The sequence below is a fragment of the Nocardia australiensis genome (assembly GCF_020733705.1).
Classification (GTDB): Bacteria; Actinomycetota; Actinomycetes; order Mycobacteriales; family Mycobacteriaceae; genus Nocardia; species Nocardia australiensis.
The window spans coordinates 674,900-691,584 of the sequence record NZ_JAJFZM010000001.1 but is presented as its reverse complement, the minus strand read 5'-3'; the positions used below and the strand labels follow the sequence as shown (position 1 = coordinate 691,584).

Genomic DNA, 16,685 nt, shown 5'->3' with positions numbered 1-16,685 from the left:
CCCATGACCATCACCGAGACCGCGACCGCCCATGCGTCCGGCAATGCCGCCACCGGCAAGTTCAAGACCGAGCGGGTCTCGGCGGACACTTCCCCTGAACGTGCCGCGGCGATCTACCGGGACGTCCTGGACGCGTTCAAGGAGATCATCCACAAGCATGAGGTCACCTATGACGAGTACCGCGTTCTCAAACAGTGGACGATCGATGTCGGCGAGTACGGAGAGTGGCCGCTGTGGCTGGACGTCTTCGTCGAGCATGAGATAGAGGACGTCAACTACAGCCGCAACTCGCTCACTGGAACCAAGGGCAGCATCGAGGGGCCGTACTACGTCGCCGGCTCGCCGAAACTGCCCGCGACGTGCACCATGCCGATGCGTGACAAGGACCGTGCGTGCACCCCCTTGGTGTTCTCCGGCCAGGTCACCGATCTCGCCGGCAACGGCCTCGCCGGCGCGACCATCGAACTGTGGCATGCCGACGAGGACGGCTACTACTCCCAGTTCGCGCCCGGCCTGCCGGAGTGGAACCTGCGCGGCACCGTCGAATGCGACGAGCAGGGCCGCTACGAGATCACGACGATCCAGCCTGCGCCGTACCAGATTCCGCACGACGGCCCTACCGGATCGTTCATCGAATCCTATGGTGGTCACCCGTGGCGTCCCGCGCATCTGCACCTGATGGTCCAGGCTCCGGGGAAGCTGCCGATCACCACCCAGCTCTACTTCAAGGGCGGCGAGTGGGTGGACACCGACGTCGCGACCGCCGTCAAGCCGGAACTCGTCCTCGACCCGGTACCGGGTGACGACGGCAAGAACCGCGTGTCCTACAGCTTCGCCCTGGACCCCGCCGCCTGACCGTCCGGCAACACTGCCGAGGGGACGGTTCGCGATCACCACCGACGGCCCCAACGGCTGGTTCATCGAGAAACCGAACAGCTACTGCGGCGCCCGGCCTCGACCCCTCCGACCGATCCGAAAGGCACCCTGGTGCACGATCTCACCGTCGATTCGCTGACCACGACCATCCTCGACATCCCACTGGTCCGGCCGCACAAGTTCGCCACCACGTCGATGGACGCCCAGCCGCTGCTGCTGGTCGAGATCCGCACCGCGGGCGGCGCGATCGGCTACGGCGAAGGGGTGGTGCCCGGCGGGCCGTGGTGGGGTGGAGAAGCGGTGGAGACGATGCAGGCGATCATCGAGCGCTATCTCGCTCCGGTGATACTCGGCCGCCGGGTCGACGAGATCACCGCCATCATGCTCGAGGTCGAGCGCGTCGTCGCCGGTGCGCAGTTCGCCAAGGCAGGTGTCGAGGTCGCGTTGCACGACGCCTGGGCGCGGGCCCTCGGAGTACCTGTGCATGTGCTGCTCGGTGGCGCCTACCGGGACGGCGTCGAGGTCACCTGGGCGCTGGGCTCCGCCCCGGTCGAGACTGTTATCGCCGAGGCCGAGGAGAAGCTGGACCGCAAGCTGCACCACAGCTTCAAACTGAAGATGGGCGCATTGGACCCCGCCGAGGACACCGACCGCGTGATCGCGGTCGCCGAAGCGCTACGCGGTCGCGCCGGGGTTCGGGTCGACATCAATGCGCGCTGGGATCGGTTGACCGCACTGCGCTACCTGCCGAAGCTCGCCGCAGGCGGCATCGAGCTGATCGAACAGCCCACCCCCGGTGAGCAACTCGACGTGCTCGCCGAACTGAACGCCGCACTCCCGATCCCGGTCATGGCCGATGAGAGCGTACGCACCCCGCACGACGCGTTCACCGTCGCCCGGCTGCGGGCCGCCGACGTCATCGCGGTCAAGACAACCAAATGCGGTGGGCTGGCCCGCAGCCGCGAAGTAGTAGCCGTCGCCCACGCGGCCGGGCTGGCCTGCCACGGCGCCACTTCCATCGAGGGCCCGATTGGCACCGCCGCATCGATCCACCTCGCCTGCAGCCAGCCCGGAATCAACTTCGGTACCGAACTGTTCGGACCGTTGCTCTTCGCTGAGGAACTGCTCGCCGAGCCGCTGCGCTACGGCGACGGTGGAGTCGCCTTGCCCACCGGTCCCGGTCTCGGTGTCGACCTCGATCCCGCCGCGGTCGCGGCATTCACCCGCAGCTGATAGGAGCCGAACAACCCATGGCGCTCTACCACGTCCGCATGGACGTCCGTATCCCGGACGACCTCGATCCCGACCTGCGCGCGAAAGTCGTGGCCCGCGAGAAGGCATACAGCCAGCGGCTCCAGGAGGAAGGCACCTGGCGCCACCTGTGGCGAATAGTCGGCCAGTACAGCAACATCAGCGTCTTCGACGTCGACTCCGCCGACGAGTTGCACGAGATCCTGTGGAACTTGCCGCTGTTCCCGTATTTGCAACTCGAGATCCTGCCGCTGACTCGGCACGGCTCGGCGGTTCACGACGACACCGGTAGGCGGACCGGCGAACCCGCCGCACGCTGAACTGTTCCGACAGAAAGCGAGCTCGAATCGCGAGTTCGGAAGTTTCAGCGACGTCGTCTGAGCTCGTCGACGCGGCGACATCATCGCTGAGGATCCCACCACGTTCCGGTCCGTGTCGGTGTTGCGAGGGCGGCTGGCGCGTCAGGAGGTCTCACCGGGTCGGGTGCTGTGTCATGGACTTCGTCGCCCTCGATGACTGTGCGTGTACGGCACGGCGCCGATCGCCGGTTTCTTTCCATTCAATGGAACTGCCGTGGTGGCGCGGGTTTTCAGGAGCGAATCTGGATTCGATTCAAGGCACAGCCCCGTCGGCGTGAGTGGCCGGCTCTCCCGGTTAGGCGTTCGAGATGGGTTGTTGTGCGGGACTATCGATCGCGGAGGGACACCGTGGCTGAAATCCGAACATCGACCGACAGCGTCACCGTCGAGCAGGTGACCGAGGCGACCGGCTGGCCGCTGCGAGTTGCCGCCGACCTGACCGCCATCCCGCGCCCGACCGCTGCGGAGCTCACCGCACTGCGCACCTTCCGGGAGGCGCGATGAACGACGCCATACGTGACGCGGCGGCAGCCGGCAGCCCGGGGCTGAGCTATCGACCCGACCCGCCGGATACGCATCCGGACCCGCGCTGTCCCGATTACCGATCCACCGCGTTGCGGTATCCCAGCCAGTCGCTGGTGCTACTACCGCAGCGGATGACCGAGATCACCGGACCGCTCATGGGTCCGGGCCGCGTCACGTCCACTGACAACGACCTCACCGCACAGCACACGGGGGAGCCGATCGGGCAGCGGATCATCGTCTTCGGTCGCCTGCTCGACGCCGATGGTCGTCCGCTGCCGGATTCACTGATCGAGATCTGGCAGGCGAATGCAGGTGGCCGCTACCGGCATTCGACCGACCGCTGGCCCTCCCCGCTGGACCCGAACTTCACCGGCGCCGGCCGCACCCTCACCGACGCCCAGGGCCGGTACCAGTTCACCACTATCAAACCGGGTGCTTACCCTTGGCGAAACCACGACAACGCATGGCGTCCCGCGCACATCCACTTCTCGGTGTTCGGGCGCGCGTTCACCCAACGCCTGGTCACCCAGATGTACTTCCCGGACGATCCCCTCTTCGGCCAGGACCCGATCTTCAACTCGGTTCCCGAAGCCGCGCGCACCAGGCTGATCTCCCGGTTCAGCTTGGCGCACACCCGCCCGGAATGGGCGCAGGCCTTCGAATTCGACATCGTGCTGCGTGGCCGGGACGCCACCCCGTTCGAGGAGCCGCACCATGACTGACGCGCCGCTGCCCACCACTCCGTCGCAAACGATCGGCCCTTACCTGCACATCGGGCTGACCTGGCCCGACGGCGCGTACGTGGTGCCCGAGGGCACGCCCGAGGCGGTGTGGATCCGGGGCCGGGTGTTCGACGGCGCCGGAGCATCGATCACCGACGCACTGGTGGAGACCTGGCAGTCCGACCGGCACGGCCGATTCGACCATCCCGACGATCCGCGCGGGCCTGCGACCGGTTGGCGGGGGTTCGGGCGAAGCGACACCAGCGCCGGCGAATTCGCCGTATACACCGTGCTTCCCGGCCTTGTCGGGGATGCGCAGGCGCCGCATATCAATGTTTCGGTCTTCGCCCGGGGACTACTGCGCAGGGCGCTCACCCGCATCTACTTCCCGGAGTTCGCGGCGGCCAACGCGGCCGACCCGGTACTGAACTCCGTTTTGCCACACCGGCGCGACAGTCTGATAGCGGTGCCCTCCGCCGACGGCTACACCTTCGACATTCGGCTACAGGGCGACCACGAGACGGTGTTCTTCGATGTCTGACCTATTCGGTCCGATCCAGGCCGCCGGCCCGGTGGCGGCTGCCACCGGCGATATCGCGTGGTTGCAGGCATTGCTCGACGCCGAGGGGGGTCTGGCACTCGCGCAGGCTGATTGCGGTCTGATTCCAGCGGCTCATGCCGAGGCCATCGCGGCGGCCTGCCGCGCAGAGTTCTACTCCGTAGCCGAAATAGGCAGTGCGGCAACGGCAATCGGCAACCCTGCGGCGCCGCTGGTGCGGGCGCTGACCGACCGCGTGAGCGATCCGGAGGCTGCTCGATCCGTGCACTTCGGCGCGACCAGTCAGGACATCATGGACACCGCCGCCATGCTGGTCGCCGAGCGCGCGCTGCGGGCGCTCGACGCGGACGTGTCGGCCTGCGCTGCGGCAGTCGCCGTGCTGGCCGAAGATCATGCCTGCACCCCGCAGGTCGGGCGCAGTCTGCTGCAACAGGCGCTGCCGGTGACTTTCGGTCTCACCGCCGCTGGGTGGCTCGCGGCGCTCATCGCCGCCGCCGAACGGTTGGACGCGGTGCGCGCCCGCCTGGCGGTGCAGCTCGGTGGTGCGGTGGGAACTCTTGCCGCACTGGGAGATTCCGGCCCGGATGTGGTCGTCGCTTACGCTCGCCGATTGGGTCTGGAGGCACCCGATCTGCCCTGGCATACCGACCGCACCCGCATCGCCGACATCGCCGGCGCGCTGGGCCTGCTCGCCGGTGTGGTCGGCAAGATCGGCCGCGATATCACCCTGCTGGCCCAGACCGAGATCGGCGAGGTCTCGGAGATCGATGCCCATGCGGGCGGCTCCTCGACCATGCCGCACAAGCGCAATCCGATCGCGGCGGTCGCGGCGGTCGCGGCAGGGGCACAGGCCCCCGGCCTGGTGGCGACGCTGCTCACGGCCTCCATGCCCGAGCTCCAGCGGGGAGCGGGAACCTGGCATGCCGAGTGGCGGCCGTTGCGCGAACTACTGCGCGCCACCGGAGCGAGCGTGCATTGGATTCGAATCAGCTTGTCCCGCCTGGAGATTCATCCGATAAGTATGCGCCGCAATCTGGCGCGCACCGGCGGCCTGCTGATGGCCGAGCGAATCACTATCGCACTGTCCCCGCTCGTGGGCCGCCTCGCCGCCCAGGACGCGGTCACCGACTCCGCTCGGCGGGCCACCTCGGGCGCGGGCCGCTTCGCCGAGCTACTGGCCGCCCACCCGCTGGTCGATGGCCGACTCGACAGCGAACGCCTCGAGGCGCTCCTCGAACCGTCGACGTATCTGGGCAGCAGCCGTCTGTTCGTGGCCCGTGCGGTGGTCAGACATCAGGCCCGGATCGGGGCGCAGGCATGCGGTACCGGGCGGCAACGGTCCGTGGCGCTGCACAGCGACGTTGCGGGCGACGCGGGCGGAGTGCCGGTGTTGCTGCTCAATGCTCTCGGGAGCGACTTGTCGATCTGGGACGAGTATGTGGAACCGTTGACCAGCAAAGGATTTCGGGTTATTCGGTGTGACGCGCGGGGGCACGGGGATTCACCGGTTCCCGCCGGTGAGTACGGGCTGGCGGATCTCGGTGCAGATGTGGCGGCACTGTTGGATCGGCTGGCGGTCTCCGCCGCGCACATTGTGGGGGTCTCGCTCGGTGGCATGACCGGGATGTGGCTGGCTCGGCATCGTCCGGAGCGGGTGCGCGGACTGGTGCTCTGCTGCACATCCGCGCGACCGGGCAATCCGGAGATGTGGGCCGAGCGCGCCGGACGGGCCCGCGCCGGGGGCATGCACGCCATCGCGGAAGGCAGTGTCGCTCGATGGTTCACCCCCGCCTGGCGGACAGCGCATCCGGAAATCACCTCCCGCATGCGGGATCTCACCGCCGACACTCCTGCCGACGGCTACGCCGGCGCTTGCGCGGCACTCACCGAACTCGATCTGGTCGCAGAACTGCCCGGCATCACCGCGCCGACCCTGGTGCTGTCCACCGCACAAGATCCGGCCTTCCCGCCGGAGCACGGGCGCCTCATCGCCGAGCGGATTCCCGACGCCCGATTCGAAATCGTCGACAGTGCAGCGCATCTGGGCACGGTCGAGCAGCCCGCGACCTTCCTGCGCCTGATCACCGAACATTTGAGGAGAACGTCATGAACCCTGCTGCCGCAGAACATGTCCCGTCTGTCGCCGGCGGCGACCCGGGCACGGCTGTCCGGCGCGAGGTCCTGGGCGACGAACACGTGGACCGCGCCCTGGCCCGGACCACCGAATTCACCAGGCCGTTCCAGGAATACATCACATCTGCGGCGTGGGGCGCGATCTGGACCCGGGACGGCCTCGACCGCCGTACTCGCAGCGCCATCACCCTGGCACTGCTCACCGCGCTCGGCTGCGAGGACGAGCTGGCAATGCATACACGTGCCGCGCTCCGCAATGGCCTGACTGTCGCCGAGATCGGTGAGGTGCTGCTGCATACCGCCGCATACTCGGGAATTCCCAAGGCCAACACCGCATTCGCGGTCGCGGATCGGGTACTCGCGCAGCTGTCCGAGGACGACCCGGCAAAGACGACGTGATTCACGCTCCGAGCGCACGGGAGATGCCCAGCGCCGTGGCCAGTACCGCAGGCGCTACGCCGCGCGCGGCATGGTCGTTGGGCACAATGACGGCCAGCGCGGCCACGACGGTTCCGCGCGTGGTACGTACCGGCGCCGCGATCGAGGTGGTGAATTCGTCTAATTGCCCTGCGCACAACGCGATTCCGGTTCGCCGTATCTCATCCAGACGGGCCCGCAGCGCACGCGGCTCGGCCACCGTGAACCGGGTCGCCGCACGCAGGTCGCCCGTCAGCACCGATTCCTGAATCTCGGCGGGCGCGTGGGCGAGCAATGCCAGGCCCGCGGCCGACACGCGCAGCGGGAGGCGGCCCGCGAACCGGCTGAGATTGCGGACCGCGCCGGGCGCGGAAAGTCGTTCGATATAGAGCACTTCGTGGTCTTGCCGCACCGCCAGTTGCACATGTTGACCGACCGCCGCGTGCAGGTCCTGCATGAAGGGCAGTGCGGCGGCGCGCAGCGGCAGGGTCGGTGCGGCGCGCGAGACAAGTTCCCAGATGCGCACGCCGATGCGGACCTGCCGGGCGCTGTCGCGGCGCAGCCAGCCGTACCCGACGAGCTCGGACACCAGGCGTGAGGTCGTGGCCAGCGGCAGTCCGGTGCGGTGTGCGAGCTCGGAGACGCTGAGCGCTGGGTCGTCGGGGTCGAATGCCTCGAAGATCCGGACCGTGCGGGACAGTACGGACTCACCTGCGCTGCATCGTGCCATCAGTGCCGGCCTGCGGCCGGATGTTGCACCGCGCGTGGGCGACGGCGCAACGGATCAATATCGAAATTCATCATGAAGAAAGTGTCTCTGGACAACAGAGGATTTGTCTAGGAGACTTTGGTTGGTCAGGCTGAATCAGCGGCGGGAGCCAGGCTCGACCGGCCGGTGTCAACCGGAATCCCGGCCCGCGACAGACGCTCCGCAGACGCCGCCTTTCGAGGAGAGAAGCACGTGAGCAATAGTGAATTCGAACTCGGTGGGGTATGCCATCTGGCATTGGTATGTCAGGACATGCAACGCACCCTCGACTTCTATACCAACATTCTGGGTATGCGACTCGCCAAGACCATCGCGATCCCCGGTGGCGCGCAGCACTTCTTCTTCGATATGGGCGGCGGCCAATTCATCGCCTTCTTCTGGTTCCCCAATGCGCCGCAGCGCAGTCCCGGGGTCGCCTCGCCCCAGGGACTCCCGGGTCTCGGCGGCGATATCGCCACTGCGCACGGCTCGATGAATCACGTCTCGTTCAAGGTTCCGGCCGAAAAAATCGACGAATACAAGGCGAAGCTCGAGGCCAAAGGCGTGCGGACGGGCCCGGTGCTGTATCACGACGACAGCGAGCGCGGCATATCGCTGGAGGACAACGGGAGCACTTATGTCCGCTCGATATATTTCTTCGACCCTGACGGCGTGCTGCTGGAATTCGCGGCCTGGACCCGCGAATTGCGTCCGGACGATGTCGCTCATCTTCCGGTCGACCGCAATGGTGTGCCCGGTCCCGTCGAATCAGGGCAGGGCCGATGAGTGAAATGCTCGAATTCGCCGACCATTTCTTCGACGCGGTGGCCCGCGGGGATATGGCCCTGGTGAGCGACTTGTACCGTGACGATGTCCAGGTATGGCACAACTGGGACGATCGGTCTCAAGATAAAGCGGAGAACCTGGCCACCCTGGCCGCTCTGCCGCAGAAGTACGACAGCTTCGAGTATGTCGATGTGCGCAGAACCGTGGTGGCGGATGGGTTCCTGCGCCAGCACACAATCGCCGCGAGCCGCAAGGGAAGATCAGCCCGCATTCCGGCGATATTGCGCGTCTATGTCGACGCCGGCCGGATCTACCGGATCGAGGAGTACTTCGATCGCGGGCAACTCAATTCGGCCCTCTTCTGGGGACCACACCGCCTCCTGGAATGAACTGAGATTCGAATGCAGAGTTCAATGCTCGACACCCCGCTGTCGATTTCCTTGATTTTCGAGAGCGGATTGTCCCGGTTCCCGGACAGCCTGGTAACCGAATACCGGGCGGGACTTCCCGTGGTGCGCCGGACCTTCGCCGATGTCGCCGACGAAGTACGTAGTCTCGCGGCCGCATTGGCGGCACTGGGAATCGGCCGCGACGATATGGTCGCCACGTTGTGCTGGAACACCACCGAGCACCTGGCCGCGTACTTCGCCATCCCGTCGATGGGCGCGGTACTGCACACGCTGAATTTGCGGCTGCACGACGATCAGCTGGAATACATTGTCGGCCACGCCCGGGACCGCGTGCTGATCACCTCCGCGGATCTGCTGCCGAGAGTTGAGCAGCTACTCGGCAGAATGCCGACGATCGAACACCTCATCGTCAAGGGCGGCGGCGATATTCGGGTCCCGGAATCGATCACCGTCCACGACTACGACGACCTCATCGCAGCGCACGCCGCGGAATTCAGCTGGCCCGAGGTCGAGGAACGCTCGGCCGCGATACTCTGCTACACCTCGGGCACCACGGGAAATCCCAAGGGCGTGGCCTACAGTCATCGGTCGATCTATCTGCATTCGCTGATGTTGTGCACCGGCAGCGTGATGGGCTTCACCGAATACGATGCGCTGTTGCCGATCGTCCCGATGTTCCACGCGAATGCCTGGGGCTGGCCACACGCGGGCTGGCTGGCCGGCTCGACGCTGATTATGAACGGTCGTTTCCTGTCCGCACCCGATATCGCGACGATCATCGAGACGCTCGAGCCGACTGTTGCCGCCGCGGTCCCCACGATATGGACGTCGGTCGCCGATCACGCGGCAGCCAACGGGGTCCGTCTGACGAGTTTGCGCCGGGGTATTGTCGGCGGCTCCACACTCACGCGGGCCTTGGCGAGGAAGCTGTGGGATCAGCACGGAGTCAGGCTGATTCAGGGCTGGGGGATGACCGAAACCAGCCCGCTGCTCACCCTCTCCGAACCTCCGCGGGATCGAACCGATGACGCGCTGCTGGACTGCGTCACCCAGAGCGGTCGCCTGGTTCCCGGCGTGTTCGCGCGCATCATGGACGATGCCGGGCGGGAGCTGCCTCACGACGGGGTATCCGTCGGCGAAATCGAACTTCGCGGGCCGACCATCGCGGGCCGATACTTCCGGGCGGACGACGACTCCGGTACGAAGTTTCACGACGGCTGGCTTCGGACCGGCGACGCCGGCGTGATCGATCGGCATGGGTGGGTGGACGTCCGCGATCGGATCAAGGATGGCATCAAGAGCGGCGGGGAGTGGATCTCCTCGGTCGAACTCGAGAGTCGGTTGATCGATCATCCGGGTGTCGCGGAGGCCGCGGTCATCGGAATCCCGGACCCCCGTTGGGAGGAGCGTCCCCTCGCGGTGGTCGCGCTGCGGGACGGCAGCGAGGTTTCGGTACCGGAACTGCGCGCTCACCTCGACGGCCAGGTCGCGAAATGGGCTGTCCCCGACCACTGGCGGTTTGTCGGCGAATTGCCGAAGACCTCGGTCGGCAAGATCGACAAGAAGGAATTGCGGACGCGCTTCGGCTAGCGACATGTCCGCGCCACCGGGCGAGAACGCGATCCGACTCCGGAAACGAGTTCGGCTCCCGGGTCGCTGCCCGGGGCCGAACTCGAGTGGGGCGCGCTACCCCCGCGTCACAGGAAGTATTCCGAGACGTCGACCGCCAGTTGCCGCAGGACGGTGGCGATCTCGGCCTGCGTTTCCTCGGTCATCCGGCCCACTGGACTGGAGACATTGACCGCATAACGCGCGGCCCCGTACTCGCCGAGCGGTACCGCGACCGAAGCCACACCGTCCTCGCTCTCTTCGGTGCTGGTCGCGTAGCCGTTCTTGCGGACAGCGCGCACCTGACTCAGCAAGGTTGAGCGCTTGGTGATCGAATGCGGCGTAAGAGCGGGCAGCGTCGGGGCGGGGTAGAGCTCGCGCAAGATCTCGTCGTCCATCAACGACAACAGGGCTTTGCCCGACGATGTGGAGTGTGCGGGCATGGTCTTGCCCATGCGCGAGCCGACTCGAACGGCCCGGGTGCTCTCCACCGAATCCACGAAAGCCACGGTGGTGCCGTCGAGCCGGGCGAGGTGCACGGTCTCGCCCAGGCTGGCGGACAGGCGTTCGAGCACCGGATGCAGGCGAGCCCGGACGTCGATCTGACGCAGGATCGAGAACGCGATGGTGGTCAGTGCCGGGCCGGGTTCGTAGGCCCGTGACCCGGCGATCTGGCGCACGAATCCGCGATATTGGAGCATGGCGAGCAACCGGTGTGCGGTGGACGACGCCACCGACAGGTATTCGCTCACCTCGGTGAGTCGGATGCTGCGTTGCTCACCCAGTAGTAACAGGATTCGCAGCGCATTGTCGACGGACTCGATCGGGTATTGCGGCTTGGCCGGTTCCTCGTCGTCCCTGAGCTTCACCCTGACAGGGTATCGGCCTGGTCCGGCGACTCCCGAACGTGAACTCGCTATGGTCGTGGGTGTCGCTACTGGACGGGGAATCGCGCCGACACCCAGTCTGCGATGACATCGGCGACGGCCTCGCGCGCCGATTCCGACCGGAAGTAATGGTCGCCGGGCAGGTCCACGCGCGATTTGTCGGCGCTCGGGATGGCGTCGAAGATCTGCTGTGCGTCGCTGGGGAAGACGCCTTCGTCGCCCTCGGGGTTCATCACCAGGGTGGGGACGGTGATCTTCGCCAGATACGGCTCGGCGCGGCACGGGGAATCCTCGAGGCTCCACATGTGCAGCCAATTGCGCAGCGTCGTCTGGCTGGCGAGGGCGCCGTCGCCGCGGTTGGCCGCTGCAGCCTCTCCGCGATAGCACATTCCGGCGGTCCGGCTGCTCGGGTCCAGCGCCGGATCGACCATGCGCGGGTCGGCCCAGGTCCGAGGGACCGTGAAGTTCCGGTCGTGATAGCCGGCCGCGGTGATGCGATCGAGTTCGGCCCGGGCCCACACGGTGATCCGGTGATTGCGCGTGACCTGGGCAGCGCGGTAGCGCGCGAGGAATTCCGCTGAGAACGGCGGGCCGTGTAGCGGGTTGAACAGATCGAGTTCGGGGTCGGTCAATGTCGGATCGTTCTCGTCGATGACGGCCGGGTCCATCCACGCGGTCAAGACGTCGGGTCGGCCCAGGTGCGCGGCTAGCGAAATGTACGCGTCGCCTGCGATGAGGTCGTCGATGCCGGGAGCGGGTTGCATATCGCGGGCCGGCGGTACGCAGGGTTCCACCGTTTGCGCGTGATAGGCGGCCATGAGTGATCCGCCGCCGGAATTGCCGAGCACGACGATGTGTTCGACCCCCGCCTGTTCGCGCAGCCAGCGCATCCCGACGCCGATATCGACCAGTGCGCGATCCAGGTTGAACTGCCATTCATAGCCGCGGTAGCGAGTGTTCCATCCCAGGAACCCGATTCCGCGGGCGGCCAGGTAGTCGGCGAGATAGTGCTCGGAGAAGTCGATCTGATAGTGCGTGGCGATCACTGCGACGCGCGGGCGCGAGTCCGCCGGGGTGTAGTAGATGCCTTGGCAAGGACGCCCGCCCGCGCCCATCCTGGGCGCGCCAGGGGACTCGCTGCTGACGAAGGTCTTGCTGATCGCGGTTGCCGGTGTTGATGTCATGAAGGGGGAACCACCTTGGGTTGGTCTAGTCGGGTGTAGGTCTGGAGTTCTGCCCACAGCCGCGAGATCAGAGCTACGGCCACGGGATCGATAAGTCGGCCGTCGGCGTCGAAGCGCTCGGCGGCATTGCTCAGCAGTACTTCGGGGCCGGGGATGACGGCCGACTGCGTGAAGATGAAGGTATGCCGCAGTTCGAACTGGCTGCGCGCGGTGCCCAGGCGGCCGGGTGTCACACCCACCAGCGCGACCGGCTTCCGGTGCAGGACCGAAGCGCCGCGGGGGAGTGAGAGCCAGTCCAGCGCGTTCTTTAGAACGCCCGGCGTGCCGCCGTTGTATTCAGGGGTCGCGACCAGCACAGCATCGGCGGCGGCGACCTCGGCGCGCAGCGCGGTCACGCCTTCGGGTTCGCGGCCGAGGAGGTCCTCGTTGAACAGCGGAACTCGCGGCAAGCTCTCGGCGATCCGCAGTTCGATGGTGTCCGGCGCGAGAACGGCCATGGCGCGCAACAGTTTCAGGTTCCAGGACTCGCGGCGCAGGCTGCCCGCGATGCCGCACACCACCGTCGGGCGAGTCACCAGGACACCTGCGTGGTTCGTCGGCGGTTGGCCGGGCCGGTAAGCCAGTGCGGTGGGGAGCGGTGCGGGAGTAGCGAGACCGTGGTCACTATGGTCATAGTTTCTTTCTAGCAGAAACATCCTCTGCTTCATAGGCGTCCGGTAAAACGCCCGGCAGTCGCGGTATTTACCCGATTTGCGGCGAGTTATTGACGACCACACCTCCCACGGTGCAGAATTGAATTCTGTAAGGCAGAAAAGAATCGGAGGTGGAGTTCCATGCGCGACGCGACAGACGTCCTCGCCAACGTCCGGCGGGGGCTGCTACCAGCCCACATCTACAGCGACGGCGAGGTGTTCCGCGCCGAGCAGGAAAGGCTGTTCAGCCGGGCCTGGACCTTCGTCGCGCACGAAACCGAGGTGCCACAGCCCGGCGACTACGTCGTTCGGCGGGTGCTCGACAACTCGTTCATCGTCAGCCGTGACCAGTCCGGCCAAATCCACGCCATGTTCAACATGTGCCTGCACCGTGGCATGCAGGTGTGCCGGGCTGAACAGGGCAACGCCTCCCACTTCCGATGCCCGTATCACGGCTGGTCCTACCGCAATGACGGCCGCCTGGTCGGATTGCCGTTCCACAAGGAGGCGTACGGCGGCGAGGCCGGATTCGCGCGGAGTGGCCAAAAGCTGCTGCCCGCGCCGCAACTGGACACCTACAACGGCCTGATCTTCATCTCCCTGGACCCGGACGCGCCATCGCTCCCCGAATTTCTCGGCGACTTCCGGTTCTACCTGGACTACTACACCGGGCAAAGTGCCAGCGGCGCGGAGGTTCTCGGGCCGCAGCGGTGGCGGATCAAGGCCAACTGGAAGATCGGCGCGGAGAACTTCGCCGGTGACATGTACCACACCCCGCAAACGCACACGAGCGTCGTGGAGATCGGCCTGTTCCGGGAACCGAAGGCCGAGAAGCGCAAGGACGGCACCACGTACTGGGCCGGATCGGGCGGCGGGACCACCTACAAACTCCCCTCCGGAACGCTCGAGGAGCGGCTGGCCTATGTCGGCTACCCCGACGAGATGATCGCGCGGATGAAGCAGCAGTGGTCCGACGAACAGCTCGACGTCATCGGCCGCGACGGATTCATGGTGTCGGCGGCGTCGATCTTCCCCAACCTCAGCCTGGTGCACAACTGGCCGCGGGTTGCCGACTCCGAGCAGGTGCTGCCCTTCATCTCGCTGCGGCAATGGCAGCCGATCAGCGCCGACGAGACCGAGGTGCTGTCCTGGTTCGTCGTCGACAAGGAGGCGCCCGAGGAGTTCAAGAAGCTCTCGTACAAGGCGTATCTCATGTGCTTCGGCAGCAGCGGCATGTTCGAGCAGGACGATGTCGAGAACTGGGTTTCGCTGACCAAGACTGCGAGTGGCAGCATGGCCCGCCGCCTGCTGCTCAACAGCCGGATGGGAATTCGGCACGACGACAGCGCCGTGACCGAGCCGCTGCCGCCGGAGGAATGGGCCGGACCGGGTGAGTCCCGCGTGGGATACAGCGAATTCAACCAGCGCCGGCTGCTCGCCCAGTGGGCGGACTATCTCGAAAAGGAGCCGCCCGCAGTGGCTTCCACCGCGATCGGGCTGCCGGCTGACACTGCCGCATCCTGTGGTGAGGCCGCCGCGTCCTGCGGCGAGACCGTGACGGAGGCGCTGTCGTGAGCACCTACATCCCCATCCGCTCCAGCCAGTCACCGCTAGGCGCGACCGCTGCCACCACCGAATCGGTCGGCGCGGCACTGCCCTTCGACGATCCGAGGCACCTACTCGCGCACCACTGGCTGGTCGAAGAGGCCTATCTGCTGGACCGGCAGGACTACGAGGTCTGGCTCGACCTGCTGGCCGAGGACATTCACTACTTCATGCCGATCAAGCTCACCACGGCACTCGGCGCCGGCTACGACACCGCGAGGAGGATGGCGCATTTCGACGAGGACAAGTACTCGCTGAGCCGCCGCGTCGCCCGATTCCACACCGAGCACGCCTGGACCGAGGACCCGCCGTCGCGCATTCGCCACCATCTGTCCAATATTCGGACCTTCGCGACGCCGAACGAGCAGGAGCTGATCGCCGAATCCGCGGTCCTGCTGTTCCGCAGCCGCGGCGATGTCGCCGAACCCTCGTTGATCTCGGCGGGGCGCACCGATCTGCTGCGCCGCGAGGGCGACACCTGGCGGCTGGCGCGACGCCACATCGCCGTCGACGAATCGGTGCTGCGCACCCAGAACCTGGCGGTATTCCTGTGACGGCCGCCCACGCCGCGCCCGCCGGTGATCCCGGCGCGGAACTGCGCGGCCTGCTGGCCGGTCGAGATGGCGAACCCCTCACTCTCGGTAATGAATTCGCCGAAGTGCGCATCAGTAAGGTGCGCACCCGCAATGGTGTCCGCCTGCTGATCGAAGCACCGAAATCGGGTCAGTGGGTGACCCTCGACCCACTCGAATTGGAAGCGCTGACTTGGCAGAGCGCCTCGACCTTCTCCGCGATGGTCGGCCGGCCGTTCGTGCCCCTGTTCTCTGAGGAGGACGAGCGATGAGCGGCTGGCTGGACGGAAAACGCGCCCTCGTCGTCGGCGCGGGCTCCGGCATCGGACGTGGTGTGGTCGACGCGTTCCGGGTCGAAGGCGCGCTCGTCGGTGCGCTGGAGATCGACGAGGGCAAATGCGAGGCGCTCGCGAAAGACTGCCCGGATGTGTTGGTCGTCGCGGGCGATGCCACTACGGCGCAAGCGAATTCGCGAGCGGTCGAGGCGATGGTCGCTCGGTACGGCGGTCTGGATGTGCTGGTCACCTGTGTCGGGATCTTCGACTTCTATCGACCGCTGGCCGAGATCGACACCGAGCTGCTCGACGAGGCCTTCGACGAGATGTTCGCCGTCAATGTGAAATCGCATCTGCACAGCGTGAAGGCCGCCATCCCCGCGCTGCGCGAGTCGGGTGGCAATATCGTGCTGACCGAATCCACCTCCGCCTATTACCCGGGCCGCGGCGGCACCCTGTATGTCGCGTCGAAGTTCGCGGTGCGCGGGTTGGTGGCCACTCTGGGATATGAACTGGCTCCGGAGATTCGGGTCAATGGTGTCGCGCCGGGTGGAACACTGCACACCGATCTGCGTGGTCTCAGCTCGCTCGGCCTGACCGGCCGTCGGCTCGACGGTCCCGATCGGGCCACCGAATTGTCCGGCCGCAATCCGCTCGGTGTCGCCTTGTCCGGCGACGACCATGCCTGGAGCTATGTGTTCCTTGCGTCAGATCGCGCCCGGGGCATCTCCGGGCGCGTCGTCCACTCCGATGGCGGGATGGGCATCAAGGCTTGACGGTCGGCGCGGCGATCGACCGGAATTCGTAAGGAGAGATGATATGGCTGTTGTCAGAGCCGATCTGGCGCTGTGCCAGGGCTACGCGAACTGCGTCATCGGTGCGGACGACGTCTTCGACATCGACGATCAGGGGATCGTGGTACTGCTCGCGACCGAGGTCGACGAGGCCGACCGAGGCCGCGTCGAGGCGGCTGTGCGCAGCTGTCCGGCGTCGGCATTGCGCCTGGGGGATAAGTGACCGAGCGTAGCGAGGGAACCATAGACGCAGCACCGCCGGTCACGGCGAAGCCGAGCGGT

The 16,685-nt window shown here is 66.4% G+C and carries 20 protein-coding genes; 16 read left to right on the top strand and 4 right to left on the bottom strand.

Going from position 1 to position 16,685, the window contains the following annotated elements; genetic code table 11:
• The first annotated feature begins 3 nt into the window (after nt 1-3).
• The 8 genes from catA (at nt 4) to pcaC (ending at nt 6,824) form a co-directional block, all read left to right on the top strand.
• On the top strand, nt 4-855 hold the full coding sequence (catA, locus tag LKE06_RS03140) for a catechol 1,2-dioxygenase (RefSeq protein ID WP_227997059.1): 852 nt from the start codon (nt 4-6) through the stop codon (nt 853-855).
• 132 nt (nt 856-987) lie between these two features.
• Nucleotides 988-2,109: a muconate/chloromuconate family cycloisomerase gene (locus tag LKE06_RS03135; RefSeq protein WP_227997057.1), complete on the top strand. Its 1,122-nt coding sequence runs from the start codon at nt 988-990 to the stop codon at nt 2,107-2,109.
• Between the two features lie 17 nt (nt 2,110-2,126).
• Nucleotides 2,127-2,447: a muconolactone Delta-isomerase gene (catC, locus tag LKE06_RS03130; protein ID WP_227997055.1), complete on the top strand. Its 321-nt coding sequence runs from the start codon at nt 2,127-2,129 to the stop codon at nt 2,445-2,447.
• 387 nt (nt 2,448-2,834) lie between these two features.
• Complete coding sequence (locus LKE06_RS03125; RefSeq protein WP_227997053.1) at nt 2,835-2,990, top strand: hypothetical protein; 156 nt, start codon at nt 2,835-2,837, stop codon at nt 2,988-2,990.
• Nucleotides 2,987-3,733 (top strand): protocatechuate 3,4-dioxygenase subunit beta, encoded by a 747-nt coding sequence (pcaH, locus tag LKE06_RS03120; RefSeq protein WP_227997052.1) that lies wholly within the window; start codon nt 2,987-2,989, stop codon nt 3,731-3,733. Before LKE06_RS03125 ends, pcaH begins: the two co-directional genes overlap by 4 nt.
• Complete coding sequence (gene pcaG, locus LKE06_RS03115; RefSeq protein WP_227997046.1) at nt 3,726-4,274, top strand: protocatechuate 3,4-dioxygenase subunit alpha; 549 nt, start codon at nt 3,726-3,728, stop codon at nt 4,272-4,274. Before pcaH ends, pcaG begins: the two co-directional genes overlap by 8 nt.
• Nucleotides 4,267-6,402, top strand: coding sequence for a 3-carboxy-cis,cis-muconate cycloisomerase (pcaB, locus tag LKE06_RS03110; RefSeq protein ID WP_227997044.1), 2,136 nt, complete (start codon nt 4,267-4,269; stop codon nt 6,400-6,402). Before pcaG ends, pcaB begins: the two co-directional genes overlap by 8 nt.
• The gene (gene pcaC, locus LKE06_RS03105; RefSeq protein WP_227997043.1) at nt 6,399-6,824 is read left to right on the top strand and encodes a 4-carboxymuconolactone decarboxylase; all 426 of its coding nucleotides are present in this window, start codon (nt 6,399-6,401) and stop codon (nt 6,822-6,824) included. Before pcaB ends, pcaC begins: the two co-directional genes overlap by 4 nt.
• 1 nt (nt 6,825) lies before the next feature.
• On the opposite strand, the gene LKE06_RS03100 is transcribed toward pcaC, so the two are convergent.
• Nucleotides 6,826-7,572, bottom strand: coding sequence for an IclR family transcriptional regulator (locus LKE06_RS03100; RefSeq protein WP_227997041.1), 747 nt, complete (start codon nt 7,570-7,572; stop codon nt 6,826-6,828).
• A 231-nt stretch (nt 7,573-7,803) separates the two neighbouring features.
• On the opposite strand from LKE06_RS03100, the gene LKE06_RS03095 reads away from it, so the two are divergent.
• The 3 genes from LKE06_RS03095 to LKE06_RS03085 are packed head-to-tail and all read left to right on the top strand — an operon-like array spanning nt 7,804 to nt 10,376.
• Entirely contained in the window at nt 7,804-8,376 is a 573-nt protein-coding gene (locus LKE06_RS03095; RefSeq protein WP_227997040.1) for a VOC family protein, read from the top strand.
• Nucleotides 8,373-8,765, top strand: coding sequence for a nuclear transport factor 2 family protein (locus LKE06_RS03090; RefSeq protein ID WP_227997038.1), 393 nt, complete (start codon nt 8,373-8,375; stop codon nt 8,763-8,765). Before LKE06_RS03095 ends, LKE06_RS03090 begins: the two co-directional genes overlap by 4 nt.
• A 12-nt stretch (nt 8,766-8,777) precedes the next feature.
• Nucleotides 8,778-10,376 carry a long-chain fatty acid--CoA ligase gene (locus tag LKE06_RS03085; protein ID WP_227997037.1) on the top strand — a complete coding sequence of 533 codons (1,599 nt, stop codon included), beginning with the start codon at nt 8,778-8,780 and terminating at the stop codon, nt 10,374-10,376.
• 107 nt (nt 10,377-10,483) lie between these two features.
• On the opposite strand, the gene LKE06_RS03080 is transcribed toward LKE06_RS03085, so the two are convergent.
• The 3 genes from LKE06_RS03080 to LKE06_RS03070 form a co-directional block, all read right to left on the bottom strand.
• The gene (locus tag LKE06_RS03080; protein ID WP_227997035.1) at nt 10,484-11,263 is read right to left on the bottom strand and encodes an IclR family transcriptional regulator; all 780 of its coding nucleotides are present in this window, start codon (nt 11,261-11,263) and stop codon (nt 10,484-10,486) included.
• 65 nt (nt 11,264-11,328) lie between these two features.
• Complete coding sequence (locus LKE06_RS03075) at nt 11,329-12,465, bottom strand: alpha/beta hydrolase (protein ID WP_227997033.1); 1,137 nt, start codon at nt 12,463-12,465, stop codon at nt 11,329-11,331.
• Complete coding sequence (locus LKE06_RS03070; RefSeq protein ID WP_227997032.1) at nt 12,462-13,040, bottom strand: NADPH-dependent FMN reductase; 579 nt, start codon at nt 13,038-13,040, stop codon at nt 12,462-12,464. The genes LKE06_RS03075 and LKE06_RS03070 overlap by 4 nt, the downstream gene beginning before the upstream one ends.
• Before the next feature lie 258 nt (nt 13,041-13,298).
• Here LKE06_RS03070 and LKE06_RS03065 point away from each other — a divergent pair, with 258 nt between their 5' ends.
• Genes LKE06_RS03065 through LKE06_RS03045 form a run of 5 tightly spaced genes read left to right on the top strand, consistent with a single transcriptional unit; the run spans nt 13,299 to nt 16,626 of the window.
• The gene (locus tag LKE06_RS03065; RefSeq protein ID WP_227997030.1) at nt 13,299-14,732 is read left to right on the top strand and encodes a Rieske 2Fe-2S domain-containing protein; all 1,434 of its coding nucleotides are present in this window, start codon (nt 13,299-13,301) and stop codon (nt 14,730-14,732) included.
• Complete coding sequence (locus LKE06_RS03060; RefSeq protein ID WP_227997028.1) at nt 14,729-15,316, top strand: 3-phenylpropionate/cinnamic acid dioxygenase subunit beta; 588 nt, start codon at nt 14,729-14,731, stop codon at nt 15,314-15,316. The genes LKE06_RS03065 and LKE06_RS03060 overlap by 4 nt, the downstream gene beginning before the upstream one ends.
• Nucleotides 15,313-15,606: a hypothetical protein gene (locus tag LKE06_RS03055; RefSeq protein ID WP_372477277.1), complete on the top strand. Its 294-nt coding sequence runs from the start codon at nt 15,313-15,315 to the stop codon at nt 15,604-15,606. Before LKE06_RS03060 ends, LKE06_RS03055 begins: the two co-directional genes overlap by 4 nt.
• Nucleotides 15,603-16,385, top strand: a complete 783-nt coding sequence (hcaB, locus tag LKE06_RS03050; RefSeq protein ID WP_227997026.1) for a 3-(cis-5,6-dihydroxycyclohexa-1,3-dien-1-yl)propanoate dehydrogenase — start codon at nt 15,603-15,605, stop codon at nt 16,383-16,385. Before LKE06_RS03055 ends, hcaB begins: the two co-directional genes overlap by 4 nt.
• Nucleotides 16,386-16,428: 43 nt before the next feature.
• Nucleotides 16,429-16,626 carry a ferredoxin gene (locus LKE06_RS03045; RefSeq protein WP_227997025.1) on the top strand — a complete coding sequence of 66 codons (198 nt, stop codon included), beginning with the start codon at nt 16,429-16,431 and terminating at the stop codon, nt 16,624-16,626.
• Nucleotides 16,627-16,685: the final 59 nt, after the last annotated feature.

Coding starts and splice junctions, on each gene's coding strand:
- catA (WP_227997059.1), top strand. CDS start 4: ATGACCATCACCGAGACCGCGACCGCCCATGCGTCCGGCAATGCCGCC.
- catC (WP_227997055.1), top strand. CDS start 2,127: ATGGCGCTCTACCACGTCCGCATGGACGTCCGTATCCCGGACGACCTC.
- pcaH (WP_227997052.1), top strand. CDS start 2,987: ATGAACGACGCCATACGTGACGCGGCGGCAGCCGGCAGCCCGGGGCTG.
- pcaG (WP_227997046.1), top strand. CDS start 3,726: ATGACTGACGCGCCGCTGCCCACCACTCCGTCGCAAACGATCGGCCCT.
- pcaB (WP_227997044.1), top strand. CDS start 4,267: ATGTCTGACCTATTCGGTCCGATCCAGGCCGCCGGCCCGGTGGCGGCT.
- pcaC (WP_227997043.1), top strand. CDS start 6,399: ATGAACCCTGCTGCCGCAGAACATGTCCCGTCTGTCGCCGGCGGCGAC.
- LKE06_RS03100 (WP_227997041.1), bottom strand. CDS start 7,572: ATGGCACGATGCAGCGCAGGTGAGTCCGTACTGTCCCGCACGGTCCGG.
- LKE06_RS03090 (WP_227997038.1), top strand. CDS start 8,373: ATGAGTGAAATGCTCGAATTCGCCGACCATTTCTTCGACGCGGTGGCC.
- LKE06_RS03085 (WP_227997037.1), top strand. CDS start 8,778: ATGCAGAGTTCAATGCTCGACACCCCGCTGTCGATTTCCTTGATTTTC.
- LKE06_RS03075 (WP_227997033.1), bottom strand. CDS start 12,465: ATGACATCAACACCGGCAACCGCGATCAGCAAGACCTTCGTCAGCAGC.
- LKE06_RS03065 (WP_227997030.1), top strand. CDS start 13,299: ATGCGCGACGCGACAGACGTCCTCGCCAACGTCCGGCGGGGGCTGCTA.
- hcaB (WP_227997026.1), top strand. CDS start 15,603: ATGAGCGGCTGGCTGGACGGAAAACGCGCCCTCGTCGTCGGCGCGGGC.
- LKE06_RS03045 (WP_227997025.1), top strand. CDS start 16,429: ATGGCTGTTGTCAGAGCCGATCTGGCGCTGTGCCAGGGCTACGCGAAC.